Below are 21,850 nucleotides of genomic sequence, written 5' to 3' on the forward strand. Positions count from 1 at the left end.
CCGCTGCCTGCCCCTACCCCAGGGCGATCATGCCCCGCACACGAAGAAGCCCCTGCTCATCGAACAGGGACTCCCTTTGCCACAACGCACTCAGACGTCGCTCTCGCGTCGCGGTCTGGCCCGTGGTCCAACTGGCACCTGCTGCCTGTGGATTGATCTGCCGACCTCAGCGCGGGAGCGACTCTCTCCGCTTCCGGCCGGACTGCTATGTCTCGACAGGGGCTTCGCCGCTGACGGCGCCATCACAGTTCTGACCGGCCGGCCGGACCGGAACCCGCACACCACTGATGGGATCAAGGACTTCCGTGGCCACCACAACCAGCGCACCGCAGTCGGCCGTCACGGCCCTGCCCATCCAGCCCGAGCTCATATGGGGAGTCGACACCCACAAGGACATCCATGTGGCGGCACTGATCACCAGCACTGGAGGCTTGCCCGGTCACGAAGCCTTCCCGGCAAACTCGGACGGCTACCGACTGCTCATCGAGTGGGCCCGCTCGCACGGGCCTGTGAACAGGGCCGGCGTGGAGTGCACCGGCTCCTACGGTGCGGGCCTGACACGTCAATTGCGCGCGGAACAGATCACGGTCGTCGAGGTCAACCAGCCCGACAAGGCTGCCCGACGCCGGTATGGGAAGAGCGATCCGGTCGACGCAGAGGCAGCCGCCCGCGCGGTTCTCAGCGGCCGTGCCACCGCCGTCCCCAAAACCGGCGACGGTCCCGTGGAGGACCTGCGTGCCTACAAGCTCGCCAAAGACTCCGCAATCAAGGCCCGCACCCAGGCGATCAACCAGCTCAAGGCCGTGCTGGTCACCGCTCCAGCAGACCTGCGCGAACAGCTGTCCCCGCTCAGAAACCCCAGACTCATCCCCGCCTGCGCCAGCCTTGAGCCATCCGCCGCCTCAGAAGCCGTCACCTCCACCCTGCGCCTGCTGGCAAGCAGAGTCCAGCACCTGACGGACGAGGATCGCGATCTCACCCATCGTCACCTCCACCATCCGACGTCACACACCAACTCTCCTGGAAACCCCCGGCGTCGGACCCGACAGCGCTGCCGTGCTCCTGGTCACCGCAGGTGACAACCCTGAACGACTCTCCAACGAAGCCTCGTTCGCCGCCTTGTGCGGTGTCAGCCCCGTCGACCGGTCATCCGGCAAGACTCACAGACGCAGGCTCAACCGCGGCGGCGACCGCCAGGCCAACGCCGCGCTCTATCGGATCACACAAAGCCGCCTGCGGTGGGACGTCCGCACCCAGGTTTACCTGGAACGACGCACCCAAGAAGGCAAGAGCCGTCGTGAGGTAATCCGATGCCTCAAGCGCTATATCGCGCGTGAGATCTACACCCAACTGAAGCCGAGCAACGCCATCCAGACCGTCAAACTGCCCGCTGCCGCTTGACGGACCATAGGGGCATCAACCCGCAGGAACGACTCAACAAGGAGATCCGACGCCGCACCGACGCGGTCGGCATCTTCCCCGACCGCACCGCCCTGATCCGCCCCGTCGGCGCGGTCCTGGCCGAGCAGAACGATGAATGGACCGAGGCCCGCCGCTACATGGGCGCCGAACTCCTCGCCAAGGCCCGTCTCCACCCGATCGGGTCAGAAACCGACGAGACCGCCCTGCCCACCGAACTCACCGCATAGCCTCAAAAGGAGATCACCGAGTGGCCGTCAATACGCCACTCCTGCGGACATGACCGTCGACGACGCCAGGGCGTTGGCGGCCAAGCGGTACCTCACCGACGACCGGCCGGCTGCGGACTGCTGCTGGAACTGCTCGCCCAGCACCCCATGGAGGCCCACGAGTGGTTCCGTCCGGATCGGGAGAGAGCCACGGCTTCTCGCCTGCCGAGCGCCAGGCGAGGAGCCGCGTGTCGGGCCGCCTCAGCGAGAGGTCAGACTCCACAGGTGGTCGGCGGTGCCGTTGTCGGACCACTGCAGGACCTGGGCGCCGGAGGACGTGCTCATCTGGTCGACGCCGAGCAGTCGCCCGCTGTTGTAGTTGGCGATCTTGTAGTAGCCGTCACGGGCCGGTATGACCTGCCAGAGGTGGTCGGCGGTGCCGTTGTCACCCCAGATCAGGGCGGTACCACCGTCGCTGGTGCCCGCGTTGGTGATGCCGAGCAGCAGGCCGCTCTTCTGGTTGACGATCTTGTAGAGGCCCGAACCGGCGGCCGTCAGGGTCCAGTTCTGGTCGGTGCCCGTGGTGGACGTGGCCTGGACGACCGAAGTGCCTTGTGAGGTGGCCGCGTTGAGGGTGTCCAGGGCGAGGCCGCTGTTCTTGTTGGTGATCTGGTAGCGCCCGGCCAGGGACGTCGAGGTGCCACTGGGAGTGATCACCAGGTGGTAGCCGTCGGAGGCGTTCATCGTCACCGGCACCGTGATGGAACCGTTCGAGACGGAGTAGTCGGTGTCGGAGATGGTGATCGGGCCGGAGGAGGCGGTGGTGCGGCCGGTGCCGGGGCTGTACTCCAGCTTGACGTGGACGGTGCTGCCGTAGGCCGACAGGGAGGAGAGCCCGTTGATCGTGACGGCGCAGGAGCCGGTGCAGCCGCCGGTGATGACGCTGATCTGGTTGCCCGCGCCGTTGAGGGAGGCCAGACCGTCGATGCCGGTCTGGGCGGGGGGCGTGGTGGTGAGCATGTTCCCGGACATGTCGCCGTACCACTTGTAGGTCCAGTAGGAGCCGTTGGGCGAGCCGCCGGTGTCGGTCAGGGTGTCGCCGAGGGTGCCGTAGTGGTTCCAGAAGGCCAGCTCGGCATCATGGACGCCCGCGCGCTCGAACTTGGCGGCATAGCCGATGAGTGCACCGGAGTTGCCCATCTCGGAGGGCGTGCCGTACTCCTCGATGGCGATCGGACGCGGGCTGATGCCGAGGCTGCTCTCCAGCGAGCGGTAGGCCGCAACATGGGCGGCGATGCCGGAGCTGCCCTGGAGTTCGTGCCAGGCGACGATGTCGGGGACCGTGCCGCTGGCCTTGGCGTCGGTGAGGAAGGTGGTCATCCAGGACTGGTTCCAGGCCGAGTAGCTCGGGCCCTGGATCGGGGTCGTGGCGTCCTTGCTGCGCACCTCGTTGTACGTACGGGCCCAACCGGCGTCGAAGGCACCGGCGTTGGTGGTGTCCCAGGTCCAGTCGGGCTCGTTCCACAGCTCGTACGCGCTGATGTTCGTGGCGCCGGAGGACTTCACCGCGGCCACCTGCTTGTCGACGGCGGACAGCCAGTCGCTCCAGCTCACCCACTTGTACGGGAAATCCGGGTACCAGTCCGGCATCCGTACGACCACCTTGGCGCCCGCGTTGGCAGCCTTGGAGGCGACGACGAGGGCATCACCCGCGGGAGCGGGCTCTCCGTTGGGAAGCTGGCTTCCACCCGGCGCCATCTGGACGAAGGTGTTGGGCTTCAGGGCCTGCACGACGCTGTCGGCGGGCGTGCTCGCGCTCGACAGGCCGTAGAGGCTGCCCGTGCCGACGTGGGTCACGGACCGCAGATTCTGCGCGGCGTTGACGACCAAGGTGGTGGCCGACGTAGGGGTGGCTTGAGCGGGTGCGCCCGTCAGGACGACGGCAGTGGCGGCCAGGGCTGTGGCCAGAGCGCCGGCGGTGGCGCGGCCGACAGGTGCTCTGTAACGGTGACGGGTACTCAGGTATGACATCAGCGGCTCTCCTGAGGGGGATGGGGATCTGGCGGTGGTGCGGGACACGCCGGGTCGGCCTGGGGGGACCGGCCGACGGGCTCCGGGGACTTGGCCCCGCACAGCGGGTGACGGCTCTGTCCGGTCGGCCGGAGCGGCAGGGGCGGACCACGGCCCCTACCGGGCGGCGGGCCGAGGGCGGTGGGCATGGCGGATCAGTCCTTGACCGCGCCCGCGGTCACGCCCGCGGCCACGTAGCGCTGGGCGAGAACGAGGAGCACCGCTGCCGGGATCGACGCGACGACGGCGGTGGCCATGATCGAGTTCCACTCCTGGTTGTTGTTGCCGATGTACTTGTAGATGCCGAGGGTGATCGGCCTCAGATCGCCTCCGCCGTCGAGGGTGTTGGCAAAGACGAAGTCGGACCAGGCCCACAGGAAGCTGAAGAGCGAGACGGTGACCAAGGCGTTGCGGCTCACCGGCAGGACGATCGACCAGAAGGTGCGGAAGGTGCCGGCCCCGTCGATGCGGGCCGCGGCGATGAGCTCGCCGGGGATGCCCGACATGAACGCGGTGAAGATCATCACGCCGAACGGCACCGCGATGGTGGAGTCCGCGACGATCAGCCCCCACCACGAGTTGAGCAGGCCGAGGTCCAGGAAGATGCCGTAGAACCCCATCGCCATGACGATCCCTGGGATCATCTGGGCGATCAGCAGGACGAGACCGAGGACTCCTCCGCCGAAGGGCCGGAGTTTGGCCAGCGCGAAGCCGCCCGGGGCGGCGAGCAGCAGGGTGAGGGCGACCGTGCCCAGGCCGATGAGCAGGCTGGTGCCGAGGTAGGGCATCTGATCGTTCAGGACGGCGCGGTAGCCCTCGAAGGTGGGGTGCAGGGGCAGCAGGTCGGGCGGGCTCTTGCGCATGTCCTGCTGCGGGGTGAGGGACACGTTCAGCATCCAGTAGACGGGGAACAGCATCAGGGCGGTCAGCAGGAGGCCGATGACGGTGTAACGGCGTTTTCCCGTACGGGACTTCATGCTTCCTGCCTCCTCTGGACGCGGATGTAGAGCAGGCCGAAGACGAGTGCGATGAGGATGAGGATGTTGCCGACGGCCGCGCCGGGGCCGAACTTCGGCAGGAGCGTGCCGAAGCCGAGCTGGTACGACCAGGTGGCGAGGGTGGAGGAGGCGTCGCCGGGGCCGCCCTTGGTCATGATCCAGATCAGGTCGAACACCTTGAGCGTGTAGACGAGCCCGAGGAGCAGGGTGATCGCCGACACCGGGCGCAACAGCGGGAAGGTGATCCGGCGGAACTGCTGCCAGGCCCCGGCCCCGTCCAGGGACGCGGCCTCGTACAGCTCGGCGGGGATGTTCTGGAGCCCGCTGTAGAGGATGACCAGGTTGAAGGGGATGCCGATCCAGATGTTGGCGATGACGACCGAGGTCAGCGCCCAGTCGGGCGAGTTGAGCCAGTCCACCGGGGACACGCCCACCAGGTGCAGGGCGTAGTTGATGACCCCGGACTCGCTGTTGAACATCCACGACCACGTCGACGCCGACACGATCAGCGGCAGCAGCCAGGGGATCAGGAACAGGGCGCGCAGGGTGGGCGCGAGCCGGAAGTGCCGGTTGAAGAAGACGGCGAGGGCGAGCCCGGCCGCGTACTGGAAGGCGATCGACGCGAAGGTGAAGATCAAGGTGTGGCGCATCGCGGGGCCGAACGTCGGATCGTCGAGGACGGTCCTGAAGTTGTCCAGGCCGGAGAAGGGCGCGTCCCCCTGCACGAACGACCGGACGGTGTAGTCGCGCAGGCTCAGGTCGAGATTGCGGTAGAGCGGATAGGCGTAGAAGGCGGCAAGGTAGACGATCAGCGGGATGGTGAAGGCCAGCGCGGTGAGCCGGCTACCCCGGTGGTGCCGGCGCCGCAGTGCCGACGCGTCCGTCCGTTGTCCGGTGCCGGTCGCCCCGGACCCGGCCGGGGACCGCCGCGAGCGGCGGTCGACGCGGGCGATGGTCATGCGTACTCCTGAATGCGGGTGGCGTGTCCGGGCTGGTGGCGGTGTCCGGGCGGGCGCGGTTGCGTGCGGTTTCCGGAGAAGCGGCGAGGCCGGGTGTCAGCCCTTGCCCGCGGCCGTCTGAGCGGTGTCGAGGGCCGCCTGCGGGGCCTTGCCGCCCGACAGGGCGGACTGCACGGCGGTCCACATCGGCTGGGAGATCGTCGGGTACTTGGTGCCCAGACCGCCGCTGGTGCGGCCACGCGCCGCCGCCACCGCGCCGACCCACGGCTTCAGCTCGGGGTTCTGCTTCACCTGCTGAGCCTGCACCTCCGCGGTGGGCGCCACGTACGTCAGAGCCGTATCCGTGGACAGCAGGTTCGCGGAGCTGGTCAGACACGTGACGATCTTCTTGCTGACGTCGTAGCGGGAGGAGTCCTTCTGGACCGGGACGGTGACGAACTCGCCGCCGGTCGGTACCGGCGCGGAGCCGCCGTTCTGCCCGGGGATGTTGATGACGCCGTACTCGAAGCCGGCCTTGTCCGCGTTGCCGAGCTGCCAGGTGCCGTTCTCACTGAACGCGTACTCGCCGGTGGCGAACTCCTGCCAGCTGGTGGTCTGGGTGTTCTGCAGCACGTCCTTGGGCGCGTATCCCGCGTCGACCCACTGCTTCCACAAGGAGAGGGCGGCGACTCCCTTGGCCGAGTTGAGCTTGGTGAGGTCGCCGCCCGCGCCCCAGAACCAGGGCAGGAACTGGAAGCTGCCCTCCTCCGTGTTGATCGCGGAGAACGTGATGCCCTTCTTCCCGGCCGACTTGACCTTCTTCAGGGCTGCCGTGAGGGAGTTCCAGTCCTTGATGGAGGCGGCGTCGACGCCCGCGGCGGAGAGGATCTTCTTGTTGTAGTAGAGCGCGAGGGTGTTGGCGCCGATCGGCACCCCGTAGGAGGCGTTGTCGATGACGCCCGCGCCGAGGATGTTCTTCTGGATCGACTTCGTGTCCAGGCCGAGGTCACTCGTCTTGTTGAGGATCCCCGCCTCCACGAGCGTGGAGACGACCGGGTTGTCCACCAGCATCACGTCGGGCGCGTTGCCCTGCTGTGCGGCCAGCAGCGCCTTGTTGCCCAGGTCCGTGGTGTCCATGCCGATGCGCTTGACCTTTACCCCCGCGTCCGTGCCGCACTTCGTGACGAGCTTGCCCCACGGCGAGGAGGCGTCGAACTGCGGGTACGGGTCCCAGAAGTTGTACGTCCCGCCGGCCTTGCCGGAACCGGAGGCGGAGGAGTCGGAACCGCCGCCACAGGCGGCGACGGTGGTGAGCGCGCCGACGGTGGCTATGGCGGCGATGAGGGTGCGGCGGGTGTTTCTCACGGTGACCTCGTTGTCTTGGTGCGGCTCGTAGGGAGAGGAAGCGGGGGATGGATGTGGAGGGCTCAGGAGGTGGGCAGCCAGACGCGCATGCTGCCGTCCTGGCGGTTGGCCCACGCGTAGTAGGGGATGGCGGTGAGTTCGACCGGATCGTTGTCCGTGTCCGGTGCCTCGCCGTGCGCTGAGGTGTACGGCCACCAGCCCGCGTCGGCGATGGGCCGGCGATGGCCGGCCGCCACCACCGTGGTGACGCCTCCGAGCAGGTCCGGACAGTGCTCGACGGCGAGTGGGCGGGTGGTGTCGAGGACGATGTCGTCCAGACCGCCGCCGGGGTTGTCCACCTGCTCCAGGCAGTAGACGAGCGGCCCGCGCTCGATCGCCACGCAACCGCGCACGGCATCCACTCGCGGGTCGGCCGCGGTCAGGCGAGGCTCGAGGGCGAGTTCGAGGACCACCTGGTCGCCGGGGGCCCAGGTGCGCTCCAGCCGCAGCCAGCCGTCGGCCACGGGGGCATCGGTCTGGTCGTACTCCGTGTCCCCGCACCGCACCCGGTACTCGCCGCACCACTGCGGGACACGCAGCGAGAGGGTCCAGGGCCGGTCGGCCGGGGTGTCCTCGACGGTCACGCCGATGGCACCCTGCCAGGGGTATTCGGTCTCGACGCGCACCGCGACCGAGGTCCCGTCGAGGTCGCCCGCGTAGCGGCCTGTGGCGTACTGGTGGATCTGGAGGCCGCCGGTGTCGCTGGTGGCGAGGTAGTGCTCCAGGGAGGCCAGCAGCCGCATGACGTTCGGCGGGCAGCAGGCGCAGCGGAACCAGCGGGTGCGGCGGGCCGACTGATCTCCGCCGGTGTCGGTGTGGCCGTCGCGGACCTGGAGCGGATTGACGTAGAGCCAGCGCTCGCCGTCCAGGGACACTCCGGCCAGGAAGCCGTTGTACAGGGTGCGTTCGATCAGGTCGGAGTAGCGGGCCTCACCGGTGAGCAGGGCCATCCGCCAGCTCCACTGGACCGACGCGATGGCCGCGCAAGTCTCGCAGTACGCCCGCTCGTTGGGCAGTTCGTAGGGGTCGCCGAAGTCCTCCTCCTCATGGTGCGCGCCGAGCCCGCCGGTGAGATGGGTCTTCGTGGTGGTCATCGCATGCCACAACCGCTCGGCGGCGGAGCGCAGTTCGGCTTCCCCTGTCTCGGTGGCCAGGTCCGCGGCGGCGGCCAGCAGATACAACTGCCGGACGGCATGGCCTTCCACGTTGTCCGCCTCGCGCAGCGGCACCCGGTCCTGGCAGTACGCCTCGCCGCCCAGCAGGCCGTGGCCGAACCGGTCGACGAAGTATCCGGCCAGATCAAGGTAGCGGCGCTCGCCGGTCTCCCGGTACAGCTCGACCAGGGCGGTCTCGACCTCCGGGTGGCCGTCGATGCCGTCGATCTCCTTGCCGCTGCCGGGCGGCCCGAAGACCGAGTCGACCTGGTCGGCGAACTTGCGGGCCACATCGAGGAGTTCGGTCCGACCGGTGGCCCGGTGATGGGCGACGGCCGCCTGGATCAGATGGCCCGCGCAGTACAGCTCGTGGCCCCAGCGGAGGTCCTTGTACCGCTCGCCCCCCTTCACCAGCTGGAACCAGGTGTTGAGGTAGCCGTCGGTCTGCTGCGCGGCTGCCACCAGCGAGACGATCCGGTCGACGTCCGACTCCAGCTCGGCGGACGGGCCTTGGGCCAGCTGCCAGGAGGCCGCCTCCAGCCACTTGTAGACATCCGTGTCCACGAACGGGTACGCGCCCCGGAACTCTCCCTCGACCGTGCCCGCCGCCAGCCGCAGATTGTGCAGATTCCCTGCCGTTTCGAGCAGTTCGGGGCCCTGCGGGAGGGATGTACGCGCGTTCACCTCACGGCGGGTGCTCCAGAAGCCGGCGCGTACCTCGACTGCGACAGGGGCGAGTGCGGCCTTGGCGCCCGGTCCGAGGCGGACCGGTCCCGTGAAGGTGCCTGCCTGTTCGGACGGGGCCGAGGCCGGGGAGGAAGGCGCGGCGGAACGTGGGCGGGGCATGGTTCTCCGGAGAGGTAGGTGGGAAACGAGTCGGGGACCCGACGCGTGGGTGGCGTCGCGGTGTCCCGGAGATTAGGACGGGCGCTGCTCCGTGCTCTCGAACCCGCTTTGGGCAAACGTTTTTCTGTCGGGAAAGGTAGGAAGCGGGACGAGTGCGCGTCAAGGGATGCGCACAAGTATTTTCAATGGCGGTTCGGAACTGGCCAGCAGCCCGGAACGGTGCCAGGATGCACCCTGCAGGCATCGTCTAGGAAAAGGGTTGCGCGTGACTGCCGCTCCAGGTCTTCCGTCCACCGGGCGGGCGAAGCTCACCGACGTAGCACGACTGGCCGGTGTCAGTGTCGGGACGGCCTCGAAGGCGCTGAACGGAGGTGGGAGAATGCGGCCGGAGACCCGGCAACGGGTTCTGGACGCCGTCGAGGAACTAGGTTTCCGCCCCAACCAGCAGGCGCAGAGCCTGCACACCGGCCGCAGCTGGACCGTCGGGCTGATGACCACCGACGGCATCGGCCGCTTCAGCACACCCGTCCTCCTCGGCGCGGAGGACGCGCTCGGCGCCGGCAAGATCTCCGTGCTGCTGTGCGACACCCGCGGCGACGCCATCCGCGAGCAGCACCACCTGAGCAACCTCATGGACCGCCGGGTGGACGGCATCATCGTGACCGGCCGGCGGACCGACCCGCGTCCGCCGCTGAAGGGCGTCGAACCGATTCCGACGGTCTACGCACTCTCGCCGTCCACCGATCCGGACGACATCTCCGTCGTGTCCGACGACCGGAGCGGAGCCCAGCTGGCCATCGAGCACCTGCTGGCCACCGGACGCACCCGGATCGCGCACATCACCGGCCCGGCCCACCACGCGGCAGCCCGCGACCGCGCCCGCCACACCCTCGAACTGCTCGAGCAATCCGCCATGGAACTCGCCACCGGACGTGTGCACTTCGGGGAGTGGAGCGAGGCATGGGGTCGCCGTGCCGCCGAAGCGGTGCTGCGCACCGCACCGGACACGGACGCCTTCTTCTGCGGCAACGACCAGATCGCCAGGGGTGTCGCCGACGCGCTGCGCGAGAACGGCCTGGACGTCCCCGGCAGGGTGTCGATCGTGGGTTACGACAACTGGGACGTCATGGCCCTGGCCTCCCGTCCGCCCCTCACCACCATCGACACGGACCTCTCCGAGATCGGCCGACGGGCAGCCCTCCTGCTGCTGGACGCCATCGACGCCGAGCCGGCGCCCGGCCTGCACAGCGTTCCCTGCCGGCTCGTCGTCCGCGAATCCACCTGAGCAGGAGGGGCGGAGAAGGCCGGGCAGGTCGGGATCGGTCACCCGCATAATCCCCAACCCTGCCTGGCCCAGGGGGCTGCCCGGCGGATCACGCCGGAGTCCCAAGGGTCTGGCGCGCTCCCCCACTGCCTTGAGGGCAAGGGGGACCCTCAGCAGCGTTGTCGTCGGTCGCCGACTCCCCGACCACGTCGCCGTCCTCCGCCACCCTGCAGCTGCGTGCACCAGACCCCGCTCACCCACACTGATCAATGCCGTTGGCAGAGACCGACCTGATCCGCCACGGACAGGCCCCAGGAGCTGCTTCGGCGTGGGCCGGCACGGGACAGCCGGGCCCCGTGAGAGCCGGGGCGTTCGGGGCTTCACTCCCGGACGCCACCCTGTCACGAGGGTCGGGCCACGCCTCTGCCCGAGGAACGGCGTCCCGGCCGAACACACCGCGTCGGCTGCCGTACGGTCAGGAGAGCATGCGGTGCTCAGCGCCCGCCTGCTGAGTTGCTCACAGCCGCGCGCTGGGAAGCCGACCACAAGCCAGGAAGCGATGGCTGGTCCGCTGGGCGGAACAGAGGGCGACTGCGCGCTTTCGCCGGAACACGCTGTCCACGAGCGAGACGGAATCGGGTTTCCGGTCGACAAGTCATAGGAGTTGCGACAATGAAGATCCAGAACAGGATCACCGTCCTGGCGGCGACGCTTCTGAGCTGCGCGGGCATGGTCACGTTGGCGACGGGAGCGAGTGCCGCCGTGCCGACGCCGGACTCTACGGCGGGAGTGTCCGCTCGTGTCACGGCCGCCGCTGCCGCGAGCAGCTATCACACGATCAAGAACATGGCCTACAGCCAATGCGTGGACGCGCCCGGCGGGGTGCTCAACGTCAGACTTCAGCTGGCCAACTGCAACGGCTCCAGCACGCAGAACTGGGCGTTCGTGTCGACCGGTTCGCCGGACACCTACTACCTGGTGAATCAGGCGAGCGGGTACTGCGCCGAGGTCAACAACGGCACCAGCGTTCCGGGCGAGGCCGTCGACGAGTACCTCTGTGACGGGCTGGCGTCGGAACAGTGGGTCGAGACCGCCGTGATCGTCGACCAAAAGATCGGCGCGAAGTTCAGGCACGCGGGCACCAATCTGTGCCTCGACACGGTCGGCGGTGCCGGCAGCCAGCTCATGCAGTGGAGTTGCGACGACGCACACCCGGCGGCGGCCCAGGTCTGGATCGTGAGTTAGGCCGCTTCCGAGCAGCCTGCCGCTCACCGTTCGGCGGGCTCGCTCAACCGAACGCCGTTCCTGCCGGGGCGATCCCACGGCAGGAACTGCGTTCACAACAGCAGGGCCTCCCGGCGGTGCGGGATGCGATCCCGGCCGAGTACCAGGAGGCCCTGCTGTGGCAGTGAGCCTTCCCAACCTCATGCGTTGGTGGGGAAGTTGGCCTTACAGACAGGCGAAGCCCCTGGTAGATGGGTCTTCGACCAAGAGAACCGTCTCCACCAGAGGCTTCGCATGCGTGTCCACCCGTCCGGCGTCGACGTGTCCAGCTCTGCCCTCCGCTTCCTCGCCACCCGCCTGAGAGAACATCGGCGCGCTCTCGGCACACGGGGGCGGCGCCTGAACGCAGGCCGACAGGCCCTGCTCACCCTCGCCCACCTCCGCAACGGCCAGCCCTACGCACAGCTCGCAGCCGGCTTCGGGATCGGCACCACCACCGCCTACCGCTACATCACGGAGGCCGTTGAGCTCCTGGCCGCCCTAGCCCCCACGCTCGCCGAATGAACCTCTTCGGCCGCGGCCGGCAGGGCACCAGGCCCAGTTCGCGCATGAGTCGGCGGACCAGTTCCAGGCCGGCGGTGACGCCCCAGCGGTCCAACTGAGCCTGGATGCGCCGGTCGCCATAGGTGCCGTCGGACAGGTCGAAGGCCTTCTCGATGAGCAGTTTCAGTTCCTCGCGCCGCTGGGCCGTCGCGGATTCCGGGCAGGATCGCCAGTCGTAGTAGCCAGATCTGGAGACGCCGAGTCGGCCGCACATGAACTCGACGCTGTATGCGTACTTCTCGGTGTCGAGCCGCATCTCGTCGATGAACTCGTACTTGCTTGCTACCGGGGATCCTTCGCGAAGTACGCTGGATCACCGCGGCTTCTTTTCAAGAAGGAATTTTCCATCTCCAGCTCGCGGTTGCGCCGTTCAAGTTCCTTCAGGCGCGCCCGCTCGTTCACCGTCAGTACCGCATCGGGAGCCGGTTCCTGCTGCTTCTGGTACTTCCTCACCCAGCCGCGCAGCGTCTCCGAGTTCAGCTCAAGCTCCCGGGCGACTTCGGAGATCGTCTTGCTCGACCTCAACGCGATCTGGACGGCTTCCTCGCGGAACTCCGGCGAGTACTTACTGGGTGGCGCCACTTCTTCCTCGCTTCCTTGTCCAGGACAACCCCATTGGCTGCCTGTCCGGAAACTTCGGGGCCCCTCGCTCCTTCCTCGGCATCACCGTCAAGACGGTGCCCCGCCGCAAGGGCCAGGACGGCTTCGCCGTCCTGGCCAAGCGGTGGCGAGTCGAGCGGGCCATCTCGTGGATCATAAGAGCCAGGAGAATGTCCGGGACTACGAGCGGCTCATCTCCCACGGCGCGGCCGACATGACCTGGGCCTTCATCACCCTCATGGTCCGCCGCCTCACCCGGCCTCCCCGACCGCCCCGTTCGTCGCCGCACCCCGTCGAACCGGTGAAAGCGGCCGGCAAGCCCACACCCCTACGCCTCCGGATGCAACGGCCACAGGCAATCCGTCTGGCCCCCACGCGTATTACGCCGAGTTCGAACAGCCGGCCCGGAGCCGGGTGCGCATCAGGAAGCCCCTGGCAGGTGACAGAGGCATACCCGCTCCCCTCCGTAGGCTGGATGTCCCGCTGTCACCCCTGGCGGCGACGCCTTAGGATTCGAACACGAGAGAGGGGTTCTCTCATGCTGGCAGAACCCGTCAGAGGCCCCGGGCCCCGGGCCCCGGGCCCGAAACGATCACCGCATCCGACTGGACTCGGGACCGTGTCGGCGGAATCCAGATCTCTCGTCCCGCGGCTGTTTCGAGCCGGGGCGGACTCTCCCGCGATGCCCCGGGAGCCATGAGGACGATCCCGCGCAGGGGACCCGCATCGGAAAGGGAGCAGGGGCGGGACCCCTCGCGCCAGCGGCCGCCAGCGTTGACGCCGACCAACGCGGCGGCCGCCCCCTATCGCCCGCCCCGGTCGCGGGGAGTGCCCGCACGGTCTCCCGCGCGGGCACCTGGCCGGAGCGCTCCCGCACGCTCCCGGCCATGGCCTTAACGGCGCCGACTCCGTCATGGCCTCCCCGGCAGGGCCACCGCGCAGCGGCTTGACGGGGGATCGGCCACCGCATGACCTTGCCGACCAAAGCGGGAACAAAGGTCTCCTTTTCACCTTCACCCTCTCGTCGACGCCCACTGCGGGCCAGGGGCCGTCCAGGCCACACCCCAGGACAACGGCCCCCTCGACAAACCGGCACCCGGCCCCACGCCGACCCAGGCCGTCCAGGCCCCCACCCCCAACCGCCAGACCCAAAGACGCGTTCTCAGCCGATCGCTACGGAACGTTACTGATCACCGGTTCTGACACAGCTTCCGAGCTTGACTCTGTCGGGGATCTTGGAGCAGTCGAGGTCAACTGCCAGGGTTCGCCAGGACTTCGAACGAACCAGCGGGCGGTGAGACGGGAGCACCGGGCGAAGACGTTGGCCGAAGCCCTGACCGCGGTCGAGGAGTACCTGGAGACGCCTTACCGCATACGACGCCGCCCTGCGTCCTCGGACCTGATCGGGCAGCAACTCACGGACGAGGTCAGCAGTCTGCTGGCGCGCATGGCGTTCCACCAGGCATGGCTCCAGATCGAAACGTCGTCCCTCGCGGGGCCGTACGCGATCCTCGTCGCCACGGCCCGCGCGGAAGGCGGCGCACAGATGAGTCTCGCCTGGCAGCAGCCGCCCATCAGGACCGACGAGGGGATGAACCTCGGCTCCGCCTACCCCCGTGACCGGTCAACCGCTGCACGAGCAGCCTGCATTGAGATGATGCGCCGTCGCCTCTGAGTAGCGATGGCGATCTTGGTGCCGGCTATCCCTCTTTTGTGCCAACCAAAATCTTCGTCACACGCGGGCTAACGCCGTACCCTCGGCATTCCCAGACCGATCCAGGAGATGATCTCGCGCTGGATCTCGTTGTTGCCGCCGCCGAAGGTGAAGATCACGGCGGAGCGGTAGCCGCGTTCCAGTTCGCCGTGCAGGACGGCGCCCGCGGAGCCCTCCTTCAGGGCGCCCGCCGCGGCGACGATCTCCATGAGCCAGGCGTAGGCGTCACGGCGCGCCTCGGAGCCGTAGACCTTGACGGCGGAGGCGTCCTGCGGAGTGAGGGTGCCTTCCTGGACGGCGTTCACCATCTGCCAGTTGAGGAGTTTCATCGCGTCGAGCCTGGCGTGGGTGCGGGCGAGGAGGCGGCGGACCCAGGGGAGGTCGACGACGCGGCGGCCGTCGGCGAGTTTGGTCTCCATGGCCCAGTGCTGGACGTCGTGCAGGGCGCGGATGGCCATGGTGCCGTGGGCGGCGAGGGTGACGCGTTCGTGGTTGAGCTGGTTGGTGATCAGGCGCCAGCCCCGGTTCTCCTCGCCGACGCGGCGGGAGACCGGGACACGGATGTTCTCGTAGTAGCTCGCGGTGGTGTCGTGCGAGGCGAGGGTGTTGATCACCGTGCAGGTGTAGCCGGGGTCTGCGGTCGGCACCAGGAGCATGGTGATGCCCTTGTGCGGCGGGGCGTCCGGGTCGGTGCGGGTGGCCAGCCACACCCAGTCGGCGGTGTCGCCGTTGGTGGTCCAGATCTTCTGCCCGTCGACGACGTACTCGTCGCCGTCCCGTACGGCCTTGGTCTTGAGCGCGGCAAGGTCGGTGCCGGCCTCGGGCTCGCTGTAGCCGATGGCGAAGTCGATCTCGCCGGAGAGAATCTTGGGGAGGAAGTACGCCTTCTGTTCGTCGGTGCCGAACCGCATGATCGTCGGGCCGACGGTGTTGAGCGCCATCAGCGGCAGCGGTACGCCCGCCTGCGCGGCCTCGTCGAAGAAGATGAACTGCTCCATCGGTGTCAGCCCGCGCCCGCCGTACTCCTCGGGCCAGCCGACTCCGAGCCAGCCGTCCGTGCCGAGCCGGCGGATCGTCTCGCGGTAGAAGCGTTTCTGGGCGGCCGGGTCGGCGTAGCGGGAGTAGGCGTGGTCGGGCACCAACTCGGCGAAGTAGGCGCGCAGTTCGGTGCGCAGCCGCTGCTGCTCGGGCGTGTATTCGAGATGCACGGCGCCTCCAGGCTTCCCCAGGCCGGTCCTGACGGCGCACACCGTAGAACGTGTTCCAGAAATTGGGAATGGCGATGCAGGCGAAGAGGGCGCCCGCGCCGGTCAGTTCAGCGTCGCCAGGAACTCCGTGCACGCCCGTGCGCAGTCCCGGCAGGTCTCCGCGTCCGCCTCCGCGCCCGGCCGTCCGTCGAAGACCTGTGCGCATTCCAGGCAGACGAGCAGACACCACTTGGCCTGGAGGCGGAGGGCGGACTCGTCCTGGAGGTTCTGCTCGGCCAGCATCCGGCAGGTCGCGTCGCACACCTCGGCGCACCACAGCGCCTTCTGCCGTACGAGTGCCTCGTGGTCGGTGGCGTCCGGATCCGTGCGGCTGACGCACAGCACACAGGCCCGCGCACAGGCGGTGCAGGCCTGCGCACAGGCGAAGCGGTCCTCCAGAAACCGGACGAGCTCCTGTTGGGTCGTCATCGCAGTCACGGGCTCCGGGTTGCCGCTGCCGGCCGCCGCAAACCCGGCAGGCGGGCGTCCGGGGGTGCGCGGGCGCCCGGCGATCAGTACGGTGCTGTCCAGGTGTTCGACCTTGGACACAAGCGACTGCGCACGTCATCGAGGGGTTGAGGCGGCATGGCCGGCAAGAAGGCGGCAAAGCTGCCGCGCGAGGCGTACGAGACCGAACTGCTGCGTCTGCAGACGGAGTTGGTGAAGCTCCAGGAGTGGGTGCGGGCCGAGGGCGCCCGGCTGGTGATCGTCTTCGAGGGCCGGGACGCGGCGGGCAAGGGCGGCACCATCAAGCGAGTCGCGGAGCACCTCAACCCGCGCGTCGCCCGGATCGCCGCACTGCCGAAGCCGACCGACCGGCAGCGCACCCAGTGGTACTTCCAGCGGTACGTCGAGCATCTGCCGGCCGCGGGGGAGATCGTGCTGTTCGACCGCTCCTGGTACAACCGGGCCGGCGTCGAACGGGTGATGGGCTTCTGCACCAAGGAGGAGTACCAGCTGTTCCTGCGCCAGTGCCCCATCTTCGAGCGCATGCTCGTGGAGGACGGGATCCTGCTGCGCAAGTACTGGTTCTCGGTGAGCGACGCCGTGCAGCAGGACCGGTTCCGGCGCCGGCTGGAGGATCCGCTGCGGCGCTGGAAGCTGTCGCCGATGGACCTGGAGTCCATCACCCACTGGGAGGGCTACTCGCGGGCCAAGGACGAGATGCTGGTGCACACCGACATCTCCGAGGCCCCGTGGTACGTCGTGGAGAGCGACGACAAGCGCCGGGCCCGGCTGAACATGATCGCCCACCTGCTGGACTCCCTTGCCTACCACGAGGTGACGCCGCCGGTCCTCGAACTCCCGCCCCGCCCGCCGTCCACCGGTTACGAGCGCCCGCCGCGCGATCTGCAGACCTACGTCCCGGATCACGCGGCGAGCCTCTGAACGCGACAGGCCGAGGAACACCGTGTCCCAGAGCCCGGGCGAGCGCCGCATGGCGTGGCGCCTGACGCCCGGAATCGCCGCGCTCGCCGGATACCGGCGTGCCTGGCTGCGCGGCGACCTGCTGGCCGGTGTCACGGTCGCCGCGTATCTCGTCCCGCAGGTGATGGCGTACGCCGGGGTCGCCGGGCTGCCCCCGGTCGCCGGACTGTGGGCGATCCTGCCCGCGCTCGCCCTGTACGCGGTACTGGGCTCGTCCCGGCTGCTGTCCGTGGGCCCCGAGTCGACGACCGCGCTCATGACGGCGACCGTGGTGGGCCCCCTCGCGGCCGGCGACCCGAGCCAGTACGCCACGCTTGCCGCCGCTCTGGCTGCCACGGTCGGCCTGCTGTGCGTGACCGCGTGGGCGGTACGGCTTGGCTTCGTCGCCGATCTTCTCTCGCGCCCCGTTCTGATCGGCTATCTGGCGGGCGTCGCCCTGATCATGATCGTGGACCAGCTGCCCAAGCTCACCGGGGTGCCGACGACCGGTTCGGCCTTCTTCCCCCAACTCTGGTCCTTCGTACGGCACCTGGACCACCTCCACGTACCCACGCTGCTGGTCGCCGCCGTCGTGCTCGTGTTCCTCTTCACGGTGGCGCGCATGTCCAAGGCGGTGCCCGGTCCCCTGCTGGCCGTGGTGCTGGGCACGGCGGCCGTGGTGGTGTTCGACCTCGACGACCGGTACGGCATCAAGGTGATCGGCCATGTCCCGGCAGGGCTTCCCACGGTCGGCCTGCCGGACCTCAACGAACTGCCCCACCTGGTGCTGCCCGCGCTCGGTGTCCTGCTCGTCGGCTACACCGACTTCATTCTCACCGCCCGCGCCTTCACCGGCGGCGACGAGGACGAGGGCCCCGGTCTCGACGCCGACCAGGAGTTCCTGGCCCTGGGCGCGGCCAACCTCGGCGCCGGTGTGCTGCACGGCTTCCCGGTGAGCAGCAGCGCCAGCCGCACCGCGCTGGCCTCCTCCGCGGGCGCCCGCAGCCAGGCCTACTCGCTGGTCGCCGGGGCGGCCGTGCTGGCGGTCCTGCTGTTCCTGAGCCCGCTGCTGTCCCGCACCCCCTCGGCGGTGCTCGGCGCCCTGGTCGTCTACGCAGCCGTCCGCATGATCGACCTCACCGGCTTCCACCGCCTCGCCGCGTTCCGCCGCCGCGAACTGCTCCTGGCCCTCGGCTGCCTGGCCGGCGTCCTCGCTCTGGACATCCTCTACGGCGTGATCGTCGCCGTGGGCCTGTCGGTGGCCGAACTCCTCACCCGGGTGGCCCGCCCGCACGACGCCGTCGAGGGCCTGGTCCCCGGCGTGGCCGGAATGCACGACGTGGACGACTACCCCCAGGCCCGCACCATCCCCGGCCTGCTGGTCTACCGCTACGACTCACCGCTCTTCTTCGCCAACGCGGAGGACTTCCGCCGGCGCGCGCTGGCCGCGGTCGACCAACAGTCGGTCCCGGTGCGATGGTTCGTCCTCAACACCGAGGCCAACGTGGAGGTGGACATCACCGCCCTGGACGCGGTCGACGATGTCCGCCGCGAACTCGTCCACCGCGGCGTGGTGTTCGCCCTCGCCCGGGTGAAACAGGACCTCCTCGACGACCTGGAGGCGTACGGGCTGGTGGACTCGGTCGGCGAGGACCACATCTTCCCCACCCTGCCGACAGCGGTGGCCGCGTACCGGGAGTGGAGCGGCGGGACCGGCCGGGGAACGGCGGATTCGGCGACGTAGCAGGCGAGTTGGCCGGAAGTGCACTGCCCGGATCACCGGTGCGCAGGTCAACAGGTATAGACCCTTGATCCTAATTCAACACGTCCCCACACTGTCGCACAAACCTCCACGGACAGCTCCGCCGATTCGCGCTGAGAGCGCTCTCCGACGCTGTCCTCACCCCCCGGTGGAGAAGGACGACACTGTGCGAAGAACCTTGAGGCATCTCCTGCCCTTGTGGGTCATGGCGCTTGTCGCCGCCCTCTGTTCCGTCGGCGCGCAGCCGGCCCGGGCCGCCGCCGCGGCAGCCACCACGATCACCGTGGACGGCGGTCAGAGCGGCCGGACGTTCGACGGGATCGGCGCGATCAGCGGCGGCGGAGGCAACTCCCGTCTGCTGCGCGACTATCCGGCCGCCCAGCGGTCGCAGATCCTGGACTATCTGTTCAAGCCGGGCTACGGCGCGAACCTGCAGCTGCTGAAACTGGAGATCGGTGGCGACGCCAACTCCACCGACGGCTCGGAGCCGTCCGTCGAGCACACCAAGGGACAGGTCAACTGCGACGCGGGATACGAGTTCTGGCTCGCCGAGCAGGCCGAGGCCCGCAACCCGGACCTCAAGCTGTACGGCCCGGCCTGGGCCGCCGCGGGCTGGATCAGCGGCGGGTTCTGGTCCACCGACACCATCAACTACCTGATCTCCTGGCTGGGTTGTGCCAAGCAGCACGGTCTGACGATCAGCTATCTCGGCGGCTGGAACGAACGGGGCCACGACGTCGACTGGTACATCCAGCTGCGGTCCGCGCTCGACAGCGCCGGTTACGGCTCCGTACAGATCGTCGGCGACGACTCGGGCTGGAGCGTCGCGGACGACATGGCGGTCAACTCCGCGTTCGACAACGCCGTTTCGGTCATCGGCGCCCACTACCCCTGCGCGGGCGGTGACGGCGGCAGTGCCGACACCTGCTCCAGCACGACCACGGCGAAGAACAACGGCAAACCGCTGTGGGCGTCGGAGAACGGCTCGCTCGACATGGACTCCGGCGCCCCGGCACTGATCCGTTCGATCGTGCGCGGTTATGTGGACGCCCGGATGACCGCGTATCTCAACTGGCCGCTGGTCGCGGCCATTTACCCCAACCTGCCGTACAGCACCGTCGGCCCGGCCATCGCGAACTCGCCCTGGTCCGGCAACTACGCGATCGGCGAGGACACCTGGGCGACCGCTCAGGTCACCCAATTCGCCCAGCCCGGCTGGAAGTTCGTCGACTCCGCGTCGGGCTACCTCGGGGGCGCCGAGTCCGACGGCACCTACGCGACGCTGAAGTCGCCGAACGGGTCCGACTACTCCACGGTCCTGGAGACCACCACCGCGACCGCATCGCAGACGGTCGACGTGCAGGTGCGCAGCGGTCTGTCCACCGGGGCGGTGCACGTCTGCGCGACCAGGGTGAACAGCCCCGGCCCGGCCACCGACTTCGTGCACACGCAGGACATCACCCCGACCGGCGGCGCGTACTCGCTGACGCTCCAGCCGGGCTGGATCTACACGGTCACCACGACCACCGGCCAGGGCAGGAGCACCGCCACCGCGCCCGCGGCCCACGCCCTCGCCCTGCCCTACGGCGACACCTTCGACAGCTACGCCACCGGTAGCGAGGCCACGTATCTCTCCGACATGCAGGGCGCGTTCGAGGCACGTGCGTGCGCCGACGGACGGTCGGGGCAGTGCGTGCAGCAGGTGGCCCCGGTCAAGCCGATCGAGTGGCAGGACGACTCCGACGCCTTCTCGCTGCTCGGCGACCCGACGTGGACCGACTACACCGTCAAGGTCGACGTGAACCTCCAACAGGCCGGTTCGGTCGAGCTTGTTGGGCCGTGCCAACACCCAGAACCGTCCACAGAGCCACCAGGCCGCCTATCTGCTCCGGGTGAGCGACACCGGCACCTGGTCCATCGTCAGGAGCTCGGCGGCCGGCACCCTGACCACCCTGGTCTCGGGAACCCGGGCCGCGCTCGGCACCCACGCGTGGCACACACTCTCCCTCGGCTTCTCCGGCGACCGGATCACCGCCACCGCCGACGGCGCCGGCCTCGGTGCCACGGACGACAGTTCGTTCTCGGCGGGACAGATCGGCCTTGGTGTGGTGGGCTACCAGAGCGACCAGTTCGACAACCTGTCCGTCACCGCGAACCCGCCGGGCAACCACGCCGGCATCCTCAAGGGCCGCCAGTCCGGCCTGTGCGCGGACGTCCCCGGGGCGAGCCGGACCAGCGGCACCCAACTCGCGCTCTGGGACTGCAACGGCGCCGCGAACCAGTCCTGGACCCTGACCCCGGCAGGCCAACTCACCGTCTACGGCGGCACGAAGTGCCTGGACGCCAAGGGCGGCGCCACCACCGACGGCACCCCGGTGCAGATCCACGACTGCGACGGCACCGCCACCGAGAAGTGGACCGTGAACAGCGACGGCACGGTGGTCAACCCCGCCTCGGGCAAATGCCTGGACGCCACGGCCGAGGACACCGCCCCGGGCACCCTGCTGGAGCTGTGGACCTGCACGGGCGGCACCAACCAGAGCTGGCTGCGCGGCGCGGAGTCGGCGCCTCTGAAGGGCCAGGAGTCCGGCCGCTGCGTCGACGTCCCCGGTGCCGACCAGACCAACGGCACCCAGCCGGCCCTGTGGGACTGCAACGGAGGCACCAACCAGACCTGGACCTCCACGACCACCAACCAGCTGACCGTCTACGGCTCCAAGTGCCTTGAGGTCACCGGCGGTGCCACCGCCGACGGCAGCCCGGTGGAGATCTGGGACTGCAACGGCGGCACGCACCAGCAGTGGCGGGTGCGTTCCGACGGCAGCGTCGTCGACGTCGGCTCCGGGAAGTGTCTGGACGCGGTCGGCCACGGCACGGCCAACAGCACGGCACTGGAGATCTGGACCTGCACCGGCGGCGCCAACCAGAACTGGCGCCGGTCGTAACCGTCATCGGCTCCCGCCGGGTCGTGGGCCAGGGGTCTGTCGCCGC

At 69.0% G+C, this 21,850-nt stretch carries 18 protein-coding genes and 3 pseudogenes; 11 read left to right on the forward strand and 10 right to left on the reverse strand.

All coding sequences use genetic code 11. The features are described from left to right. Nucleotides 1-305: 305 nt before the first annotated feature. The 3 genes and pseudogenes from AB0I51_RS43555 to AB0I51_RS43565 form a co-directional block, all read left to right on the forward strand. Complete coding sequence (locus tag AB0I51_RS43555; protein WP_362984273.1) at nucleotides 306-1,079, forward strand: transposase; 774 nt, start codon at nucleotides 306-308, stop codon at nucleotides 1,077-1,079. Further along, entirely contained in the window at nucleotides 1,057-1,401 is a 345-nt protein-coding gene (locus AB0I51_RS43560) for a transposase (RefSeq protein WP_362984275.1), read from the forward strand. The genes AB0I51_RS43555 and AB0I51_RS43560 overlap by 23 nt, the downstream gene beginning before the upstream one ends. Before the next feature lie 17 nt (nucleotides 1,402-1,418). After that, nucleotides 1,419-1,649, forward strand: a pseudogene (locus AB0I51_RS43565) (transposase); the annotation flags it as partial. 240 nt (nucleotides 1,650-1,889) lie between these two features. On the opposite strand, the gene AB0I51_RS43570 reads toward AB0I51_RS43565, so the two are convergent. From AB0I51_RS43570 to AB0I51_RS43590, 5 genes are all read right to left on the reverse strand, one after another. Then, nucleotides 1,890-3,659 carry an RICIN domain-containing protein gene (locus AB0I51_RS43570; protein ID WP_362984277.1) on the reverse strand — a complete coding sequence of 590 codons (1,770 nt, stop codon included), beginning with the start codon at nucleotides 3,657-3,659 and terminating at the stop codon, nucleotides 1,890-1,892. A gap of 194 nt (nucleotides 3,660-3,853) precedes the next feature. Further along, a complete protein-coding gene (locus AB0I51_RS43575; protein WP_362984279.1) occupies nucleotides 3,854-4,675 on the reverse strand; it encodes a carbohydrate ABC transporter permease in 822 nt (273 codons plus the stop codon). Next, on the reverse strand, nucleotides 4,672-5,655 hold the full coding sequence (locus tag AB0I51_RS43580; RefSeq protein WP_362984281.1) for a sugar ABC transporter permease: 984 nt from the start codon (nucleotides 5,653-5,655) through the stop codon (nucleotides 4,672-4,674). Before AB0I51_RS43580 ends, AB0I51_RS43575 begins: the two co-directional genes overlap by 4 nt. Nucleotides 5,656-5,751: 96 nt before the next feature. Next, a complete protein-coding gene (locus tag AB0I51_RS43585) occupies nucleotides 5,752-6,999 on the reverse strand; it encodes an extracellular solute-binding protein (protein WP_362984283.1) in 1,248 nt (415 codons plus the stop codon). A 62-nt stretch (nucleotides 7,000-7,061) separates the two neighbouring features. Continuing rightward, nucleotides 7,062-9,038, reverse strand: a complete 1,977-nt coding sequence (locus tag AB0I51_RS43590) for a beta-L-arabinofuranosidase domain-containing protein (protein WP_362984285.1) — start codon at nucleotides 9,036-9,038, stop codon at nucleotides 7,062-7,064. Nucleotides 9,039-9,303: 265 nt separating this feature from the next. Between AB0I51_RS43590 and AB0I51_RS43595 the strand changes: the two genes are divergently transcribed. The 3 genes and pseudogenes from AB0I51_RS43595 to AB0I51_RS43605 all read left to right on the forward strand — a co-directional run. Then, on the forward strand, nucleotides 9,304-10,323 hold the full coding sequence (locus AB0I51_RS43595) for a LacI family DNA-binding transcriptional regulator (RefSeq protein WP_362984287.1): 1,020 nt from the start codon (nucleotides 9,304-9,306) through the stop codon (nucleotides 10,321-10,323). A 651-nt stretch (nucleotides 10,324-10,974) separates the two neighbouring features. Further along, nucleotides 10,975-11,547 (forward strand): RICIN domain-containing protein, encoded by a 573-nt coding sequence (locus AB0I51_RS43600; protein ID WP_362984289.1) that lies wholly within the window; start codon nucleotides 10,975-10,977, stop codon nucleotides 11,545-11,547. 273 nt (nucleotides 11,548-11,820) lie between these two features. Beyond that, nucleotides 11,821-12,087, forward strand: a pseudogene (locus tag AB0I51_RS43605) (transposase family protein); the annotation flags it as partial. On the opposite strand, the gene AB0I51_RS43610 reads toward AB0I51_RS43605, so the two are convergent. Next, nucleotides 12,038-12,385, reverse strand: coding sequence for an IS3 family transposase (locus AB0I51_RS43610; RefSeq protein WP_362984291.1), 348 nt, complete (start codon nucleotides 12,383-12,385; stop codon nucleotides 12,038-12,040). The pseudogene AB0I51_RS43605 and the gene AB0I51_RS43610 overlap by 50 nt on opposite strands. 26 nt (nucleotides 12,386-12,411) lie before the next feature. Further along, entirely contained in the window at nucleotides 12,412-12,711 is a 300-nt protein-coding gene (locus AB0I51_RS43615) for a transposase (protein ID WP_362984293.1), read from the reverse strand. Nucleotides 12,712-14,023: 1,312 nt separating this feature from the next. On the opposite strand from AB0I51_RS43615, the gene AB0I51_RS43620 reads away from it, so the two are divergent. Then, nucleotides 14,024-14,404, forward strand: coding sequence for a hypothetical protein (locus AB0I51_RS43620; protein ID WP_362984295.1), 381 nt, complete (start codon nucleotides 14,024-14,026; stop codon nucleotides 14,402-14,404). Nucleotides 14,405-14,472: 68 nt separating this feature from the next. Here the strand turns inward: AB0I51_RS43620 and AB0I51_RS43625 are convergent, their stop codons facing one another. Both AB0I51_RS43625 and AB0I51_RS43630 read right to left on the reverse strand, forming a co-directional pair. Beyond that, nucleotides 14,473-15,651, reverse strand: a complete 1,179-nt coding sequence (locus AB0I51_RS43625; protein WP_362984296.1) for an acyl-CoA dehydrogenase family protein — start codon at nucleotides 15,649-15,651, stop codon at nucleotides 14,473-14,475. Nucleotides 15,652-15,753: 102 nt separating this feature from the next. After that, the gene (locus AB0I51_RS43630; RefSeq protein WP_362984342.1) at nucleotides 15,754-16,128 is read right to left on the reverse strand and encodes a ferredoxin; all 375 of its coding nucleotides are present in this window, start codon (nucleotides 16,126-16,128) and stop codon (nucleotides 15,754-15,756) included. Nucleotides 16,129-16,275: 147 nt separating this feature from the next. Here AB0I51_RS43630 and ppk2 point away from each other — a divergent pair, with 147 nt between their 5' ends. From ppk2 to AB0I51_RS43645, 3 genes and pseudogenes are all read left to right on the forward strand, one after another. Next, the gene (gene ppk2 / locus AB0I51_RS43635; RefSeq protein WP_362984298.1) at nucleotides 16,276-17,079 is read left to right on the forward strand and encodes a polyphosphate kinase 2; all 804 of its coding nucleotides are present in this window, start codon (nucleotides 16,276-16,278) and stop codon (nucleotides 17,077-17,079) included. Between the two features lie 49 nt (nucleotides 17,080-17,128). After that, nucleotides 17,129-18,841, forward strand: a complete 1,713-nt coding sequence (gene sulP, locus AB0I51_RS43640) for a sulfate permease (protein ID WP_362984344.1) — start codon at nucleotides 17,129-17,131, stop codon at nucleotides 18,839-18,841. Nucleotides 18,842-19,064: 223 nt separating this feature from the next. Further along, nucleotides 19,065-20,000, forward strand: a pseudogene (locus AB0I51_RS43645) (galactosylceramidase); the annotation flags it as partial. A gap of 164 nt (nucleotides 20,001-20,164) precedes the next feature. Here AB0I51_RS43645 and AB0I51_RS43650 read toward each other — a convergent pair. After that, nucleotides 20,165-20,308, reverse strand: a complete 144-nt coding sequence (locus tag AB0I51_RS43650) for a hypothetical protein (RefSeq protein ID WP_362984300.1) — start codon at nucleotides 20,306-20,308, stop codon at nucleotides 20,165-20,167. 383 nt (nucleotides 20,309-20,691) lie between these two features. On the opposite strand from AB0I51_RS43650, the gene AB0I51_RS43655 reads away from it, so the two are divergent. Then, entirely contained in the window at nucleotides 20,692-21,804 is a 1,113-nt protein-coding gene (locus tag AB0I51_RS43655) for a ricin-type beta-trefoil lectin domain protein (protein ID WP_362984302.1), read from the forward strand. The last annotated feature ends 46 nt before the right edge of the window (nucleotides 21,805-21,850 follow it).

The sequence above is a fragment of the Streptomyces sp. NPDC050549 genome (assembly GCF_040655035.1).
GTDB lineage: Bacteria > Actinomycetota > Actinomycetes > Streptomycetales > Streptomycetaceae > Streptomyces.

What these genes read in the sequence shown, in the direction of transcription:
- AB0I51_RS43570 (WP_362984277.1), bottom strand. Translation starts at nt 3,659, where the DNA reads ATGTCATACCTGAGTACCCGTCACCGTTACAGAGCACCTGTCGGCCGC.
- AB0I51_RS43575 (WP_362984279.1), bottom strand. Translation starts at nt 4,675, where the DNA reads ATGAAGTCCCGTACGGGAAAACGCCGTTACACCGTCATCGGCCTCCTG.
- AB0I51_RS43580 (WP_362984281.1), bottom strand. Translation starts at nt 5,655, where the DNA reads ATGACCATCGCCCGCGTCGACCGCCGCTCGCGGCGGTCCCCGGCCGGG.
- AB0I51_RS43590 (WP_362984285.1), bottom strand. Translation starts at nt 9,038, where the DNA reads ATGCCCCGCCCACGTTCCGCCGCGCCTTCCTCCCCGGCCTCGGCCCCG.
- AB0I51_RS43600 (WP_362984289.1), top strand. Translation starts at nt 10,975, where the DNA reads ATGAAGATCCAGAACAGGATCACCGTCCTGGCGGCGACGCTTCTGAGC.
- AB0I51_RS43610 (WP_362984291.1), bottom strand. Translation starts at nt 12,385, where the DNA reads ATGCGGCTCGACACCGAGAAGTACGCATACAGCGTCGAGTTCATGTGC.
- ppk2 (WP_362984298.1), top strand. Translation starts at nt 16,276, where the DNA reads ATGGCCGGCAAGAAGGCGGCAAAGCTGCCGCGCGAGGCGTACGAGACC.
- sulP (WP_362984344.1), top strand. Translation starts at nt 17,129, where the DNA reads ATGGCGTGGCGCCTGACGCCCGGAATCGCCGCGCTCGCCGGATACCGG.